The organism is Sinomonas flava, assembly GCF_039531875.1.
Taxonomy (GTDB): domain Bacteria; phylum Actinomycetota; class Actinomycetes; order Actinomycetales; family Micrococcaceae; genus Sinomonas; species Sinomonas flava.
The window spans coordinates 106,230-121,797 of record NZ_BAAAQW010000011.1; the positions used below are offsets into that span (position 1 = coordinate 106,230).

Below are 15,568 nucleotides of genomic sequence, written 5' to 3' on the forward strand. Positions count from 1 at the left end.
GGGCTCCCATCCTCCCCGGAGGGCGACCTGGAGCTGGTCGCCCGGCACGCCCTGCGCGCCGCGGTCGCCGTCCTCGCCGTGATCGCATCGCCGGCAGGGGGGACGCTGCAGGTCCTCGCTCCTGCCGGGGCACTCCTGTTGACCCCGGCCGAGGGCGTCCCCACCCCAAGGGCGCTCCGGACCCTCCACGGGCGCGGGCAGCCGGCGATTCTGGAGGACCCGGCACAGCTGTTCGGCCCCGCGGCCGCGCGGAAGCTCGGGCAGGTCCTCTCGTTCCCGCTCGGGCCCGGGAGGGCCGGGGAGTGGCTGGTGCTGCTCGCCCGGCCGGCCGGCAGCGCCCCCTTCACCGAGGCGGACCTGGCCTCGGGGGCCGGGTACGGCTCGCACGTCGGGCTGGCCCTGGACCTGGGCCTCGTCCAGCGCCGGCGCGAGGACGCGCTCCTGTCCAGCGACCGCGACCGGATCGCCACCGGGCTGAACGACCTCGTTATCCGGCGCCTATTCGCCGCCGGGATGAGCATGCAGAACCTCGGCCGCACCGCCCCCGACCCGGCCATCCGGGCAGGGATCGCCACGCTCACCGGGGAACTCGATGCGACGATCAGGGAGCTGCGCAGCACCGTCTACTCCCTCCGGCAGGGCCCCCGCGGCCAAGGCCTCGCGCACGCCCTGGTCGACGCCGTCCACGACGCCGTCCGGAACACCGCCCTCGTCCCCCGGGTCAGCGTGGACGGCGCCATCGGGGAGCTGCCCCCAGCCTTGGCACGGGGGATCCTGGCCATCGGCCGGGAAGCCATCGGCGACGCCATCGCCCGCTCCGCGGCAGAGCTGACCGTGACCCTCACCGCCCTCGACGGCTCCCTCGCGCTGACCGTGGAGGACGACGGCACTGCCGCCACCGCCGACCGGGACCGCCGAGCAGCACGCATCGGCGAGCAGGCAGCCGCCCTCGGCGCAACGGCCAGCACCGAAGGAGTCCCAGGCGGGGGCACTAGGGTCACCTCCACCGTGCCCCGGAACTGACCGCACCTGAGCTCCCTGCAGGCTCCGCCGCGGCCGGCACGAGACCCGAGGTGGGGGCCGGACCTCCGCTTCTGGGCGCCCGGGGCGAGGCGGTGTAGTCCAGCCGCCAGCCTACTGCCGGACCCGCCGCGAGAGTCCCCGCGGGCCTGCTCAGCTGCTGCCTGCGCCAGGCCTCCGATCCTGCCCTTCCGTGATGCGGAAAGCGCGTAGACTGGGGTACGGGCGCCCACCGTCTTTGTGCCTCCACCTCTACGGGGAGGCGCCGCCAGGCGCCCGACGACACGTCTCCAGCGAAATCTCCAGCCGTGAACCCTCCGGCACCCCTGCCGCGAGCGACCGCCCCGCGGGCTCCCGCGTGGGCCATCCAGAGAACGACTGAAGGACGTGGAACAATCATGGACACCACCAGGGAATCCATCATCGAGGGTGCCCCCCGCCTGCCCGAGCAGGCCATTGGCCTCGACGCGATCGTCGCCAGTGCCCTGCCCTGGAATCTCGGCACCGCCCGCGGCCCTTCGAAGTACACCGTCATGGTCGCATTGAGCAGACGGGCCGAACCGTACGAGATCGACCTGATTGAGGATCCCTCGACCGCGCGGCGGCTGCGCGACGCCGGCTACGAAGGCGTCAACATCGCCATCGCCGGCCCGTACCTGCTCGTGGAGCACACCAACCTCGAACAGCTCAGGGCAGGTCTGGCGGGCGCGCTTGCCTGCCTGTTCCGGGACGTCTCGATCGCAGCCCTGGCGCAACACGGCCAGCGGCGCTCCGAGCTCGAAGCCCTGGTACTGCTCGAGCGGGACCGCAGGGAGGCGGTGGAGGCCCTCGCCGCAGGAGTCCGATTCACCTGCTGAAACTAGGGCTCCTTCCGGGGAGGCACTGCGACGCGGCCCGAGCAGACCCTTGAAGAGACCCCCCGGCATCCGCCGCAGCCCTCTCCGCCCTCCCGGCCGCGGAACCTGCGGGGGCAACGAACGATCGGCGAAGGCCCCGGCGAGAGCCACTGCAGCGGTGGCGGGGGCGAGGGGCCACGCGGTCTTGGCGTCTCACCCCGGGCCTCACCCCTTGAGCGAACCCGCGGCGATGCCCTCGATGAAGTACCGCTGGCCCACGGCGAAGATGACCATCATCGGCAGCGTCACCAGCAAGGACGCCACCATCACGAACTGGTAGTCGCCGTGGCCGCCCGCCGTCGGCGAGTACATCGTCATCGCGTAGGCGACGCCGAGCGGCACGGTGTACCCCTTCGGGTCGCCGAAGTTGAGGTAGATGAGCGGGCCCGCGAAGTTGTTCCACGACGCCTGGAACTCGAAGATGAACACGATGATCGCGCTGGGCAGCGCGAGCGGGAAGGCGATCCTGCGGAACAGCCCGAAGAACGAGCACCCGTCGATGCGCGCCGCCTCGAACAGGTCCCGCGGCAGGGACAGGTAGAACTGCCGCATGAGGAAGATGTAGAACGCGGAGCCGAACAGCGTCCCGCCCCACAGCGGCACGGTCGTCCCGAGCCAGCCGAGGGTCTTCCAGATGAGGTAGTTCGGAATGAGCGTGACGGCCCCCGGGAGCATCATCGTGCCCAGGAGGATGCCGAAGAGGATCTTCTGCCCGGGGAAACGGAAGTAGGCGAATCCGAAGGCGATGGCCGAGCTGGTCAGGGTCACGATGGTGGCCGACGCCAGCGCGATGAACACCGAGTTGAAGACCCAGCTGAGCAGCGGCAGCTGGTTCCAGACCTCCGCGTAGTTCTCGGGCGTGGGCGTCAGCGGGATGAGCCGGTTGTCGAACACCTCACCGCGCGGCTTGAGCGAGGCGGCGAGCAGCCAGGCAAATGGGTACATGAACAGCAGGGCGAAGCCGACGAGCAGCAGCCAGCGGATGCCCTGGCCCAGCCGCCGGGCCAGCCTGCTGCGGCGCTCCCCGGCCCATTGGACGTCGGCCGGATTCGAAGGCCGCCGCCCGGCCCTCTCGACCGTGCTGGCGCCCTCCCCGGCAAGCGGCACCGACGGTGCCCCTGCCGGCGCGGCGGCGGGCCCCGCCGTCGTGCCAGGTTCCAGCCCGGGGTTGACGTTGCTCACGGGCGGTCACCCCCCTCGTAGTGGACCAAGCGGTTCCCGACCCTGATCTGGACCACGGTGATGACCATGATGATCACGAACAGCAGCCATGCCATGGCCGCGGCGGGCCCGAAATTGAAGTGCTGGAACGCCTGCTGGTACAGGTACACCCCGTAGAAGCGGGCCGCGTCGGGGACGCTGGAGTTCCCGTCGCGGTAGAACAGCAGGTACGCCTGGTCGAAGATCTGCAGGGCCGCGATCGTGTTGACGATGACCAGGAAGAACAGCGTCGGCGAGATCATCGGGATGGTGATGTAGAAGAACTGCTGCCGCCGGCTTGCCCCGTCCGTCGCAGCCGCCTCGTAGAGCTCCTTCGGCACCGCCTGCAGCGCCGCGAGCAGGATGACGGTCGTGCCGCCCACGCCCCACAGGCTCATGAGCACGATCGAGGGCTTCATCCAGACCGGGTCCGAGAGCCACTGCGGTCCAGCGATCCCGAATAGCCCGAGGAAGTTGTTGATCGCGCCGCTGTTGCCGTTCAGCAGCAGCAGGAACACCGCCGCCGTCGCCACACCCGGGGTCATCTTCGGCAGGTAGTAGACCAGCCGGAAGAAGCCGGAGCCGCGCTTGACGCCGTTCAGCAGCGAGGCGAGCAGGAGCGCGAAGGCGATGTCCAGCGGGACCGCCATGAGGGCATAGACGAACGTGTTGCCGAGCGAGCCGAGGACGTTCGGGTCCTCGGCCAGCAGGCGGTAGTTCTCAAACCCTGCCGGCGAGCTGGCTCCCGTCGCCAGGTCGTAGTTCTGGAACGAGAGCACCAGGCTCCAGCCCATCGAGATCACGGTGAAGATCAGCAGTCCGGCGATCCACGGCGAGATGAAGAGGTACCCCGCGATGGACTCCCGGACGTTGTACTTCCTCGACCGGGTGCGCTGGCTCGTGCGCGTGCCCACAGGGATCAGTGATTCTGCCCGGCCGAGGTCTGCTGCCAGGCGCGCATGGCGGTGTCCTGTGCGTCCTTCAGGGCGGCGGTCGGGTCCTTCTCCCCGGACAGGGCCACGGCCACGGCGTTGGCGAGCGAGTCCTTGATGGTCTGCCCGGCCGGCGAGCTGCCGAACGAGGCCGTGTTGTCGAGCGTGGAGTAGGAGGTCTTGATCAGCTGGTCGAAGTCCGCGTTGCCGGACGGGGTGACGTGCGCGTCCCGGACAGCCTTGTCCGCGGCGGGCGAGCCCGTGAACAAGCCGGTGTTGATGGAGTTCTTCTTCTGGACGGTCTGGGCCCGGGCATCCCCGGCGGCCTTCCACGCGTCCAGCGAGGTGGCCTTGATGGCCCAGGCACACGCCGCCGAGGGGTTCTTCGCCGCGGTCGGGATCGCGAGCGAGGCGCCGCCGGCGTAGCCGATCGGCTTGCCCTGGAGCGTCTTGATCGGCGCGCCGACGACGCTGACGTCGCCCTTCGTGTTGGACAGGACGTTGATGTACCACTGGGCCCACGTCTGGGCGCCCACCTGGTGCTTCACGTACTGGTTCTGGTTGCCGAACACGTCCATCGAGTCCTTGAACGACTTGATGGCCGCGTAGCCACCCTGGGCGTCCATGAGCTGCTTCATCCAAGTGAGTGCCTTGACGTTGTCGCCGTTGTCCAGCGTCGGCTTGCCGTCGCCGTCCATCGCGTTGCCTCCGAAGACCTGCAGCCAGAGGTCGGCCGAGCCGGGGAGGTCGGGATCGAACCCGATCACGGAGGGCTTGCCGCCCGAGGCCTTGTACATCTTCTGGGCGGCCGCGATGATCTGGTCCGGCTTGGAGGTGTCGAGCTGGTCCTCGGTCACGCCGGCGGCCTGCATGACGGTCTTGTCCGCGATGAGCATGGACGTCTGGAAGAACTGCGGAACCGCGTACACCTTGTCCTTGTAGGTGACGCTCTTGACCGCGGCCGGGTAGTACTGGTCGTTCGGGGTGACTCCCCAGAGCGAGAAGCACGCATCGAGGGGCTGGATCAGGCCCTTGTCGGCCAGGGTCGGAACCATGCTGCGGTCCACCTGGATGAGGTCGGGGACCTGGCCGGAGGCCGCCTGCGCCGCGAACTTCTGGGCGTCGAAGTTCGTCGTGTCCATGGACACCTCGGCGGGTGCCACCGCCTGGGTGGCGAGGTCCGAACGGGCCTTGCCGACCTCATCGGAGGGGTTGTAGCCGCTCGTCTTGAGCGTCCCCGACTGGTCCTTGCTGAAGGCTCCCGTGCCGCCGGAGCTGCTCGGAGCCGCCGAGCCGCCGGAGTTCGCCGCCGGGTTGCACCCGGTGAGCGCAAGGAGTACGGAGACGGACAGCGCCGCGACGGCGGACATGTTCCTGTGGGCCGGCATTGGCCCCCCTCTCTGGATGCCCCAGCACTCGTGCCGGGGGAGCTTCAGGCCCTAGGCTGTCCCCTCCTGCCAGAGAACGAATGGGCCCCCCAATTACGCGAAGGGTATCCACATCCGGGCTGCTCAGCGGCGCACCTCCTACGCGTGTCGGTTCTCGCGCCGGTGCGGCCGCACGGCTCCTCCCTTGCCCGAAGGTCCGCTCGACGCTATTCTAGAAATACCCCTAGGGGTATTGAGAGCGACAAGAAGGAGAATCCCATGTGCAGCCCCGCGACGTGCTCGACCTGCGGCAAGGTGACCTGGGCTGGCTGCGGCCAGCACATCGACCAGGTCTTCGCGAACGTCCCCCAGGATCGCCGCTGCCCCGGCCACGACTCCGGCACCGGGTCCAACGCGAGCTTCATCAACAAGCTGCTCTCGTTCCGGTGAGCAGCCGCTGGCCGGTCGTCACGACGTGGACGGCAGCCCGCTGGGGAGTCGGCGCGGCGGCCGCGGTGCTTTCCGCGGCCGCCCTGGTGTTCGCCAACGGCGCGTTCGACGGCGCCGCCCTCCCGGGTGCCGCGTGGACCGGAGCGCTCGTGCTCGCGGGCTCGGCTGCGCTCGGGCTGCTCATCGCCAGCCTCGTGGGAGCCCCGATCGGCGCCGAGGCGACCTTCTGCGACCTCCGCGGCCCGCTGTTCGGCGCGATCGGGCTGCTGCTGGCCACCACGCAGAGCCGGTCGGGCCTCCTCGTGCAGATCTTCGCCGGCCTGCCCCTGGACGCGATCCGCTGGGGAGTGCAGCCCGCGGTGGGGGTCGCCGCCGTCGTGCTCATGGCCGTCGCATTGTCAGCGCGGCTCAAGCTCGAGCGCGACGCCCTGGCCGATCCGGCGGCGGCACAGGCCTGCGCGACCTGCGTGCCGATCCGGCCCGGGCCAAGGTAGTCACGGAATCTCCGGCGCCTCGGCCTTGGCCGCAAGGAGGCCCAGGAGGAGCCGGTCCCGTGCCGCGAGCGCCGCGGCCCAGTCGTGTCCCGCGAGCTCGTCCTCGACGCCCTCGGCCATGGTGCTGACATACTCGTCGGTCTCGGGGTATTCGCCGAGGTCCCTCGCCCAGTCCCGCATGGCCGGCCCGAGGTGCTCGAGGAAGTGGGAGATCCCGCCGTCGCCGCCGCCCGCGTGCATCGTGAGGAAGGGGCCCATGAGCGCCCAGCGGAGGCCGGGCCCGTAGGAGATCGCGGTGTCGATGTCCGCCACGCTCGCGACCCCGGTGCGGACGAGATGGAACATCTCCCGCCACAGCGCGTCCTGAAGCCGGTTCGCCACGTGGCCCGGAACCTCTCGGTTGATCCGGATCGGCTTCTTCCCGATCCCGGCGTAGAAGGCGAGGGCCCGCTCGACGTTCTCCGAGGAGGTCTGCTCTCCGCCGAGCACCTCCACGAGCGGGATGAGGTGCGGCGGGTTGAATGGGTGCCCGAGCACGAGCCGCTCGGGGTGGCGCATGCCCTTCTGGGCCTCGGACACGAGCAGCCCGGACGACGACGTCGCGATCAGTACGTCCTCGCCGACGCCCTGTTCGATCTCGGCGAGGATGGAGCGCTTGACGTCGAGGCGTTCCGGGCCGTTCTCCTGCACGAAGTCCGCTCCGCGGGCCGCGTCGGCGATCGACGGCGCGAACTCCAGCCGGTCTCTGGACGCGCCCTCGTCGAGTCCGAGCGTCTCGAGCGTGGGCCAGAAGCCGTCAATCCGCTCGCGCAGCGCCTGCTGCGCCCCCGGAGCGGGATCGCTCGCGACCACCCGGAACCCGCGCGCGAGGTAGTACGCTGCCCAGCTCGCGCCGATGAGGCCGGTGCCGACCACCGCGATGGTCCCGTCCGTCATGCCAGTCCTCCCGTGCCCGTCACAGTGCCTTCCAATCACAGCGCTTTCCAATCACAGCGCCTTCACCGCCGTGAGCACCTTCGTGAGCGAATCCTTCGCGTCTCCGAAGAGCAGCGTGGTCTGCGGCTCGTACAGGAGCTCGTTCTCGATCCCCGCGAAGCCCGGCCGCATGGACCGCTTGAGGAACACGACCTGCTTCGCGTCCGCGACCTCCAGGATCGGCATGCCGTAGATCGGCGATCCGGGGGTGGACTTCGCGGCGGGATTCACGACGTCGTTCGCGCCCACCACGAGCGCGACGTCGGCCTGCCGGAAGTCGCCGTTGACCTCGGCCATCTCCTTGAGCGACTCGTAGGGGACGTTCGCCTCCGCGAGGAGGACGTTCATGTGCCCCGGCATGCGCCCGGCGACGGGATGGATCGCGAACTCGACCTCGGTGCCGCGCGCCTCGAGGGCCTGCGCGAGCTCGGCGGCGGTGTGCTGGCCCTGGGCGACGGCGAGCCCGTACCCGGGCACGATGATGACCTTCTGGGCGTACCCGAGGAGGATCGCGACGTCTTCCGCGGTGCTCGAGCGCACCGGGCGCTCGGAGATGGCGGTGGAGCCCGCCGTCGAGCCTCCGCGGAACGCGCCGAACATGATGTGGGAGACGCTGCGGCCCATCGCCGCGGCCATGAGCCGGGTCAGGATCGTGCCGGAGGCTCCCACGAGCGTGCCCGCGACAACGAGCAGCACGTTGCCGAGGACGAGGCCGGACGCCGCCACCGCGAGGCCCGTGAAGGCGTTGAGCAGCGAGATGACGATCGGCACGTCTGCCCCTCCCACGGGCAGCACCAGCAGGACTCCGGCCACGAGGCCCAGCGCGAGGAGCACGACGGCGACCACGGTGGACCCGGCGGACAGCGGCAGCACGACCACGAAGCCCGCGGCGACGGCGGCGGCGAGGAGCACGGCGCCCATGAGCGTCGGAAGGCCCGGGAAGGCGATCGGCCGGGTGGTCATGAGCTCCTGGAGCTTCGCGAACGTCACGGCAGAGCCCGCGAACGAGAGGGCCCCGACCAGCAGCGTGAACACGATCGCGAGGCGTACCCACGCATCGTCTGCGTGCGGGAGCTCGAGCAGCGCCACGAGCGCCGCGGCGCCGCCGCCCACACCGTTGAAGAGGGCCACAAGCTGCGGCATCTGGGTCATCTGGACCCGACGCGCGACTGGTGCGGCGATGGCCGCCCCCACCGCGATCGCCGCGAGGATCCACGGGATGTTGCCGAGCCGGCTCGAGAGGAACACCGTCACGAGGGCCACAAGCGCACCGAACGCCCCGACGAGGTTGCCGCGCCGCGCATGCTTCGGCGAGGACAGGCCTTTGAGGGCGAGGATGAAGCACACGGCCGCGACCAGGTACAGCCGCGCCGTCCACGTCGGGTCCAGAACGGGAGTCACCTGCCCGCCTCCTGGCGCCCGGTACCCGGCTGCCCGGCGGCCGGCGCCTTCCGTCCACGGAACATCTCGAGCATGCGGTCCGTCACGACGAACCCGCCCACGAGGTTCGCCGTGGCGAGCACGACGGCGAGCAGCGCCACCGCGAGCACCCACGCGTCGGCCGCCTGCCCGGCAACGGTGATCGCGCCGACGAGGATGATGCCGTGGATCGCATTCGCCCCCGACATCAGGGGAGTGTGCAGGATGCTCGAGACCTTCGAGACCACCTCGAAGCCGACGAACACCGCCAGCACCGTGATCGTCAGCAGTTCGATGCCGCCCATCAGCCTGCTCCTTCCTCGGTCTCGTCGATCTCACCCGGCGGGGCCTCGGCCGAGGCGAGCGCAGCGAGGGCCTCGGCGGTGGGCTCGTGCCGCACCTCGCCGTCGTGCGTCAGGCACGCGCCGGCGACCACCTCGTCGCTGAAGTCGGGCGCCACCGTGCCGTCCGCCCCGGGCACGAGCAGGGCGATGAAGTTCGCGACGTTCTTCGCGTACAGCCGCGAGGCGTCGGCGGCCATCGCGGAGGCCGCGTCCTTGAGCCCGACGACGGTGATTTCCCCCGCGCCGTCGGCCGTCGGAACGCGGAGGTCCTGGCCGGGAACGGAGCCCTCGACGTTGCCGCCCGACTCCGCGGCCATGTCCACGACGACGGATCCGGGGCGCATCCGGGCGACCATGTCCCGGGTGACGAGGAGCGGGGCCCGGCGGCCGGGGACGGCGGCGGTCGTGATGAGGACGTCGGCGTCGGCGACGTGCGGCGCGAGGAGCTCGCGCTGGAGCGCCCCCCTGTCGGCGGTGAGCTCGCGGGCGTACCCGCCGGCGGCCTCCCCTTCAACGTCGAGCCGGATGAAGGTACCGCCCATGGAGGCGACCTCGTCCGCGGAGGCTGGCCGGATGTCGTTCGCGGAGACGCGCGCGCCGAGCCTCTTGGCCGTGCCGATGGCCTGCAGGCCTGCGACCCCGGCGCCGAGGACGAGGACCTTTGCTGGCGGGACGGTCCCGGCAGCCGTCATGTAGAGCGGGAAGAAGCGCGGCAGGCGGATCGCGGCCTCGAGCACGCACCGGTAGCCGGTCACGAGGGCCTGGGAGGTGAGCGCGTCCATGGACTGGGCGCGGGAGATGCGCGGGACGAGCTCGAGTGCGAACGCGGTGACCCGCGCGTCGGCGAGCGCCCGGACCGTGGGAAGGTCAGTGGAGGGCGACGCCAGCCCGACGGTCACGACACCGGGCTTGAGCCGCGCGGCCGTGCCCGGCGCGAGGGCGCGGACGTGGGCCACGACGTCGACGGCGGCAGGGTCCAGCGAGGAGGCAACCTCTGCCCCCGCCTCGGTGTAGGAGGCGTCGGAGTGGCCGGCCGCCGTCCCCGCACCCGACTCGACGATGACCTCTAGTCCGAGGCCCACGAGCTGCCGCACGGATTCGGGCGTGGCCGCGACGCGCTGCTCCCCGGCAAGACGTTCCCTCGCAATCCCGACCTTCACGCGCGCATCCTCCGCTCTGCCGGCCCCGCTGCCGCCCGTGAGCCGAGTCTATGTGCCAGGCCCTGCTGGAGCAGGGAGCAGGTTCAGGGAAAACGCGCCGGGTGGGGGCGCCCGCGGGCGTCAGCCCTGGGCCGCCCCTCCCTGCTGGCCCGAGTTCACGTTGATCAGCCACGCCATGCCGTATCTGTCCGTCAGCATGCCGAACACGTCGCCCCACGGCGCACGCTCCATGGGCACGGTGACCCTGCCACCGTCGGCCAGCCTGTCCCAGTAGCCGCGCAGCTGGGACTCGTCGTCGCCGGAGAGCGAGAGGGAGATGCTGCTGCCCTCGGTGTGGGGCATGCCTTCGGGCGTGTCCGAGCCCATGAGGACCAGTCCGTTGGGGGTGACGAGCATGCCGTGCATGACCTTGTCCGCCTCCGACGCCGGCATGCCGGGGGCGTCCCCGCCAGCGTCCGCGGGGGGCCGGAACTCCCCGAACGTGCTGATGGTGAGGTCGCCGCCGAAGACCGACTGGTAGAACGTGAGGGCCTCGCGGGCTTTTCCCGTGAAGCTGAGGTAGGGATTGAGGAGCGTGGGCACGATGGATCCTTCCGCGGAAGTGGCGAGGGGGGACGAGGTGGCTACGAGTGACCGGTCGGCGTGTCGTCGCCCGCGATGTTCACGAGCCACGCGATGCCGAATCGGTCCGTGAGCATGCCGAAGGTGTCGCCCCAGATGGCCTTCTCGAGCGGCATCGAGACGGTGGCGCCGTCGGAGAGCCGGTCCCAGTACCCGCGTAGCTCACCCTCCGATTCGGAGTCGCCGCTGAGCGAGATCGAGAAGTTGTTCCCGGGCGCATACTCCATGCGTGCTGGCGTGTCCGAGGCCATCAGCGTGAAGCCGCTCGGCGTCGTGAGCAGGGAGTGCATCACCAGATCCGCCTCGGAGGGATCCTGGGCCGCGTGGAGGTCCGCGAAGGTGGAGATCGTGAGGTCACCGCCCAGCACCGACTGGTAGAACGTCATCGCGTCCCGGGTGGTGTCCTTGAAGCTGATGTAGGGGTTCAGTGTCGCTGTCACAGCCGCTCCTTGCGTCGCAGATCCTCGCTGACGAGCGTGAGCCTACGCCCGGGCACCGACACTTTGAACCCCCCGCAGCTCGCTCCCGCCTCAGCCCACGAGCCGCTCGAGGTGTGCGACCACCGCGGCCCGCTTGGGCGAGCGCGGCGGGAGGAGGCGGAGGGCGGTCCGCCACGCCTCGAGATCGTCGGCGGCCTCAGGCAGGCGCAGGTAGTGCAGCACGACGTCGACCGCCGCACTGCCGACCACTGCCTCCCGCAGCGTCGCGGACAGCTCCTCGCGGAGCTCGGTGATGGCAGGCGCCTCCGAGCGCGGCAGGAGCTGCCCTCCGTAGGACCCGAGTGCCTGGCGGTGCGACCCCCGCTCGAGCAGGGCCAGCGCATGCATCGAGTCGACCTCGAGCCCCTCCACGCGGTACGGCCGCGAAAGGAGCCGGACGCCGGTTCCCGAGGCGTCGAGCGCCTTGCGCAGCCGCACGAGCTCGGCCCGCAGGGTCACGGGCGGCACGGCCTGGGTGTAGAGGCGCTCGGCGAGCTCCTCGGCCGTGAGCCCGCGCGGGTTGCCGGCGAGCAGGACGAGGATCTCGGAGTGGCGCACGCTCAGGCTCAGCTCCCGTGCACCCGCGCGGAGGATCCCCTGGTCCCGACCGGTGACCGATAGGACCGCTGGCCCAGCCGAGGGCCCGGCGCCGGTACGGTTCCCACCGCCCGGGGGGACCGGCGTCGTGCGCTGCGCCGCCTTGGCGAGGCCGCGCAGCCTCTCCTCGGCGGCGGCGACGGCGGCGCGGAGCCACGGGAGCGCGTGCCCGGCCGCAGCCTGCTCGCCGCCCGTGATGTCGACGACGCCGATCGGGTCGCCGGTGCGGGGATCGCGGATCGGGACCGCGGTGCACGAGAAGGCCTCCGCGAGGGGGCTGAAATGCTCTGCTCCGCGGATCTGGACCGCACCGCCGGTGGCCAGCGCCGTGCCGGGGGCAGACGTGCCGATGCTGGACTCGGACCAGTCGGCGCCTTCGAGGAACGCCATGCCCTCGGCGCGGCGGCGCACCGAGGCATCGCCGCCGAGCCACAGGAGCCTGCTGTCGGCGTCCCCGACCGCCACGAGGATGCCGGAGTCGCGCGCGGGCTGCACGAGGAGTTCCTCGATCACGGGCATGACCCGCGCGAGGGCGTGGCTCTCCCGGTAGGAGGCCAGCTCGTCGTCGTCGAGGACGTCTGTGACGACCGCATCCTCGCGGCGCGGGTGCGCAGCGAGAGACCGACGCCACGAGTCAGCGACGACGGGCCGCTCCGGGGCGTCCACCGGGTCCTGTGTGCGCACGTCCACCCACCCCTTCATGTGTGCCGTGGCTCACAAGTGTATCGCGGTCGCCCGGATCCTCCGTGGGAGGAGGTTGCACGCACGTTGCACCGGCACGCGCTGCGCTCCCGCCCCGGGCCAATCCTCTGGCGGGGGGCGCTCAGGCGCGGCCGGTCACGCAGTGCCTGTCAGGTCGACGACGTGGCCCTGAGCCGCCCCCTCGCGGAGGAACGCGATGGCCCGCTTGACCTCGTCGAGGCTCGGGAAGCCACCGAGGTCCGCGACGACGCGACCGTCCCCGGTGCAGAGCTGGACCAGATACGCGCCGGCACCCTTGCCGCCGCGACGTACTTCAAACCTTGCTGGCATGAGCAGACACCCTCCTGCATTCTCGCCCCATGCGCGTGTGACGCGCATGACATCTGTGCGTTCGAGGCTAGCCACAGGAATGCGAGATTTCGCCTTACCACTGAGTACGTGACTTTTCTCGACGCCCCGCCGTAGCCGAGGGAGGCGCGAAACGGAGCCGCCGAGATCTGCTTACGGCCCGATTACCGGCCGGAAACAGCATGGAAACCGGTCCCCGGGACACTGGTCTCACCAGCGCACATGTTCGAGAAGGGGCAGACGATGACCGCCGATACCCACAGCCGGATCCGCCGCCTCACCGACATCCGTCGGGGCGAACTCATCGAGGCCCGCAGCGGGCAGACCGTGCTGCGCGGAACGGTCTACGACACGGCACCCGGGGTGGGGCTCGTCTGGATCAGGCTCGAGGCGAGCCACGCGCGCCGCGCGGTGCAGTCCGAGGACTTCACCCTCTGGCACGTGCGCGACCACGCTGCCTGAGCGTCCGCCGCCATCGCAGCAGGACCCCAGCTGGTCATCCGCCGGCGATCGACTGGATGACCAGCACCTCCTGACCAGCGGCCACGTGGGTCTCCAGACCTTGGAGGGAACGGACGCTCTCCCCGCCGACATAGACGTTCACATGCCGGCGCAGCGACCCCCGCTCATCCCGCAGCCTCCGGCCGAGCACCGGGAACTGGGCCGCGACGGCGTCGAGGGCCGCGCTCACGGTGCTCGCCTCGGCGTCCGGAACCTCGAACTCGGTGCGGCCTCCGGCCACGTCCGCGAGGACGGAGGGCACGACGACGGTGACCGCCACGCTCAGACGCCCTGGCCGCCGTCGAGCACGGCCGCCCGCACGCACAGCACATCGGGGAGCCTCGAGACGACCTCACGGAAGCTCTCGCCCTCGTCGGCGCTTGCGTAGACCGAGCCGCCGCGGGTGCCGAAGTAGACGCCGACCGGATCCGCGGCGTCGACGCACGCGGCGTCGCGGAGCACGGTGTTCCAGTCGTACTCGGGCAGGCCTGCGTCCAGGCGGCGCCACGTGGAGCCGGCGTCGTCGGTGCGGTGGACTGCGAGGCGGCCCTCGGGCGCCACGCGCTCCCAATCGGAGACCAGCGGCACGACCCACGCAGTCCCGCTGCGGCGGGGGTGCGTCAGCATGACGAAGCCGAAGTCCGCCGGGAGGCCGTCTGCAATCGAGGTCCAGGTGTCCCCCGCATCGTCGCTGCGGTATACGCCCCGGTGGTTCTGGGCGTAGAGGCGGCCGTCTGCATCCCTCGCGATCTTGTGCACGCACTGGCCGACCTCGGGCTCGGGGTCGGGAAGGAAGTACGCGGAGATGCCGTGGTTCCGCGCCGACCAGCTCGCTCCGCCGTCGCTGCTCATGTACACGCCGCCGGCGCTGATCGCGAGGTGGATCCGGTCATCGTCAGCGGGATCGGGGACCACGGTGTGGACGGCCGCGCCGCCGGCCCCCGGACCCCACCTGTCCCTGTCGGGGTGCTCCCAGAGCGCGCGGTTGAGCTCGAACGTCTCGCCGCCGTCCGTCGACTTCCACACTGAGATCGGCTCGGCGCCCACCCAGACGACCCCAGGCCGGTCCTCGCTATCCGGGCGGATCTGCCAGATGCGCTCCACGGCAGCGTCCGTATCCTCAGGGAACACGACCGACCCCGCCTCGGGCTCGGTCCACGTCGCTCCGAGGTCATCGGAATGTGCAACCGTCGGGCCGAAGTGCTCCGAACGGACGCCGACCAGAAGCCGGGTACGGCCGCCGCGCGTGTCGATCCCGACAGAGGGGATCTCCTGCATGAGGAACTGCGGTGCTCCGAGGGCCCAGGTGGTGCGGTCCTGACTCGTAGCGAGCCACAGGCCCTTCTTCGTGCCGATGGCCAGAAGGTATCGGGGAGAGTCCATGCGCCTATTCGAGCACCCGCGCACGACGCCGACAAGGACGGGCGGCGCTCTCCGCACCGGCGGCGGGGGCGCGGCAACCAGGTTGGGGCGCGCTGGGCGCGCGAATGCTGGCCAAGGGCAGTTCTGCCAGGTAGTGTTTTTTATGTGCCAGCGCACACTCAGTTTTCTTTGGAAGCTTGGGAGTGAGGGCGGCACCAGAGAACCGCCTCGGAGCGCACACCCCCCCAATTGTGCGCTCCGGGGCCCTCTCTTTTTTCCTGCGGTTCGCCGTTGTGGGCGGGGCTTGCCCGCGGCGTGAGTTAAATGCAGGGAGCCCCCCGGCGGGTGCTGGGGGGCTCGACCTGGTGGTGTTGTCCGGCGGTGTCCTACTCTCCCACACCCTCGCGGGTGCAGTACCATCGGCGCTGTGGGTCTTAGCTTCCGGGTTCGGGATGGGACCGGGCGTTTCCCCCACGCTGTGACCGCCGTAACCCTGTGTCCCGTCCTGTCCCCCCGGGGTGGGGGGTGGTGGGAAGCGTGTGGTCACGGTGTGTTTCCGTGCGGTGTATTCGGTTGTGGGTGGTGCCGGGGTTTGTTGTCCGGGGACCGTATGGTGGACGCGTAGCAGTGTTCCCTTCCCCCCGGCCCCGCTCTTGCGGTTGGGGTGGGGGGTGTGTTTCAGGTTGTCGGCCTATTAGTAC

General features: G+C 70.6%; 18 protein-coding genes and 1 rRNA gene. 5 read left to right on the forward strand and 14 right to left on the reverse strand.

Features of this window, described 5'->3' with window-relative positions; genetic code table 11:
• Positions 1 to 78: 78 nt before the first annotated feature.
• On the forward strand, positions 79 to 1,023 hold the full coding sequence (locus ABD298_RS16285; protein WP_344300837.1) for a sensor histidine kinase: 945 nt from the start codon (positions 79 to 81) through the stop codon (positions 1,021 to 1,023).
• Positions 1,024 to 1,418: 395 nt separating this feature from the next.
• A complete protein-coding gene (locus ABD298_RS16290) occupies positions 1,419 to 1,877 on the forward strand; it encodes a hypothetical protein (RefSeq protein WP_344300839.1) in 459 nt (152 codons plus the stop codon).
• A gap of 204 nt (positions 1,878 to 2,081) precedes the next feature.
• Here the strand turns inward: ABD298_RS16290 and ABD298_RS16295 are convergent, their stop codons facing one another.
• From ABD298_RS16295 to ABD298_RS16305, 3 genes are read right to left on the reverse strand one after another with little or no spacing between them, the layout of a single operon-like run.
• Positions 2,082 to 3,098: a carbohydrate ABC transporter permease gene (locus tag ABD298_RS16295; RefSeq protein WP_344300840.1), complete on the reverse strand. Its 1,017-nt coding sequence runs from the start codon at positions 3,096 to 3,098 to the stop codon at positions 2,082 to 2,084.
• Positions 3,095 to 4,036: a carbohydrate ABC transporter permease gene (locus ABD298_RS16300; protein WP_425564466.1), complete on the reverse strand. Its 942-nt coding sequence runs from the start codon at positions 4,034 to 4,036 to the stop codon at positions 3,095 to 3,097. The genes ABD298_RS16295 and ABD298_RS16300 overlap by 4 nt, the downstream gene beginning before the upstream one ends.
• Positions 4,036 to 5,436, reverse strand: a complete 1,401-nt coding sequence (locus ABD298_RS16305; RefSeq protein WP_344300842.1) for a type 2 periplasmic-binding domain-containing protein — start codon at positions 5,434 to 5,436, stop codon at positions 4,036 to 4,038. Before ABD298_RS16305 ends, ABD298_RS16300 begins: the two co-directional genes overlap by 1 nt.
• A 258-nt stretch (positions 5,437 to 5,694) precedes the next feature.
• Here ABD298_RS16305 and ABD298_RS16310 point away from each other — a divergent pair, with 258 nt between their 5' ends.
• Positions 5,695 to 5,865, forward strand: coding sequence for a hypothetical protein (locus ABD298_RS16310; protein ID WP_208710945.1), 171 nt, complete (start codon positions 5,695 to 5,697; stop codon positions 5,863 to 5,865).
• Positions 5,862 to 6,359 (forward strand): hypothetical protein, encoded by a 498-nt coding sequence (locus ABD298_RS16315; protein ID WP_344300843.1) that lies wholly within the window; start codon positions 5,862 to 5,864, stop codon positions 6,357 to 6,359. The genes ABD298_RS16310 and ABD298_RS16315 overlap by 4 nt, the downstream gene beginning before the upstream one ends.
• Here the strand turns inward: ABD298_RS16315 and ABD298_RS16320 are convergent, their stop codons facing one another.
• From ABD298_RS16320 to ABD298_RS16355, 8 genes are all read right to left on the reverse strand, one after another.
• Positions 6,360 to 7,295: a 3-hydroxyacyl-CoA dehydrogenase NAD-binding domain-containing protein gene (locus ABD298_RS16320; protein ID WP_344300844.1), complete on the reverse strand. Its 936-nt coding sequence runs from the start codon at positions 7,293 to 7,295 to the stop codon at positions 6,360 to 6,362.
• Positions 7,296 to 7,346: 51 nt separating this feature from the next.
• Complete coding sequence (locus ABD298_RS16325; RefSeq protein WP_344300845.1) at positions 7,347 to 8,735, reverse strand: NAD(P)(+) transhydrogenase (Re/Si-specific) subunit beta; 1,389 nt, start codon at positions 8,733 to 8,735, stop codon at positions 7,347 to 7,349.
• Complete coding sequence (locus ABD298_RS16330) at positions 8,732 to 9,058, reverse strand: NAD(P) transhydrogenase subunit alpha part 2 (protein ID WP_344300846.1); 327 nt, start codon at positions 9,056 to 9,058, stop codon at positions 8,732 to 8,734. The genes ABD298_RS16325 and ABD298_RS16330 overlap by 4 nt, the downstream gene beginning before the upstream one ends.
• Positions 9,058 to 10,257 (reverse strand): Re/Si-specific NAD(P)(+) transhydrogenase subunit alpha, encoded by a 1,200-nt coding sequence (locus tag ABD298_RS16335; RefSeq protein WP_344300847.1) that lies wholly within the window; start codon positions 10,255 to 10,257, stop codon positions 9,058 to 9,060. The genes ABD298_RS16330 and ABD298_RS16335 overlap by 1 nt, the downstream gene beginning before the upstream one ends.
• Positions 10,258 to 10,377: 120 nt before the next feature.
• The gene (locus tag ABD298_RS16340) at positions 10,378 to 10,839 is read right to left on the reverse strand and encodes a VOC family protein (RefSeq protein WP_344300848.1); all 462 of its coding nucleotides are present in this window, start codon (positions 10,837 to 10,839) and stop codon (positions 10,378 to 10,380) included.
• 41 nt (positions 10,840 to 10,880) lie between these two features.
• The gene (locus ABD298_RS16345) at positions 10,881 to 11,318 is read right to left on the reverse strand and encodes a VOC family protein (RefSeq protein ID WP_344300849.1); all 438 of its coding nucleotides are present in this window, start codon (positions 11,316 to 11,318) and stop codon (positions 10,881 to 10,883) included.
• A gap of 90 nt (positions 11,319 to 11,408) precedes the next feature.
• Entirely contained in the window at positions 11,409 to 12,644 is a 1,236-nt protein-coding gene (locus ABD298_RS16350; protein WP_344300850.1) for a helix-turn-helix domain-containing protein, read from the reverse strand.
• 147 nt (positions 12,645 to 12,791) lie between these two features.
• A complete protein-coding gene (locus tag ABD298_RS16355; RefSeq protein ID WP_344300851.1) occupies positions 12,792 to 12,986 on the reverse strand; it encodes a YegP family protein in 195 nt (64 codons plus the stop codon).
• A 261-nt stretch (positions 12,987 to 13,247) separates the two neighbouring features.
• Between ABD298_RS16355 and ABD298_RS16360 the strand changes: the two genes are divergently transcribed.
• Positions 13,248 to 13,466, forward strand: a complete 219-nt coding sequence (locus tag ABD298_RS16360) for a hypothetical protein (protein WP_344300852.1) — start codon at positions 13,248 to 13,250, stop codon at positions 13,464 to 13,466.
• A 34-nt stretch (positions 13,467 to 13,500) separates the two neighbouring features.
• Here the strand turns inward: ABD298_RS16360 and ABD298_RS16365 are convergent, their stop codons facing one another.
• The 3 genes from ABD298_RS16365 to rrf form a co-directional block, all read right to left on the reverse strand.
• Positions 13,501 to 13,785 carry a MoaD/ThiS family protein gene (locus ABD298_RS16365; protein WP_344300853.1) on the reverse strand — a complete coding sequence of 95 codons (285 nt, stop codon included), beginning with the start codon at positions 13,783 to 13,785 and terminating at the stop codon, positions 13,501 to 13,503.
• A 2-nt stretch (positions 13,786 to 13,787) separates the two neighbouring features.
• On the reverse strand, positions 13,788 to 14,888 hold the full coding sequence (locus tag ABD298_RS16370; RefSeq protein ID WP_344300854.1) for a WD40/YVTN/BNR-like repeat-containing protein: 1,101 nt from the start codon (positions 14,886 to 14,888) through the stop codon (positions 13,788 to 13,790).
• Between the two features lie 352 nt (positions 14,889 to 15,240).
• Positions 15,241 to 15,357: ribosomal RNA gene (gene rrf, locus ABD298_RS16375) — 5S ribosomal RNA — on the reverse strand.
• Positions 15,358 to 15,568 lie beyond the last annotated feature (211 nt).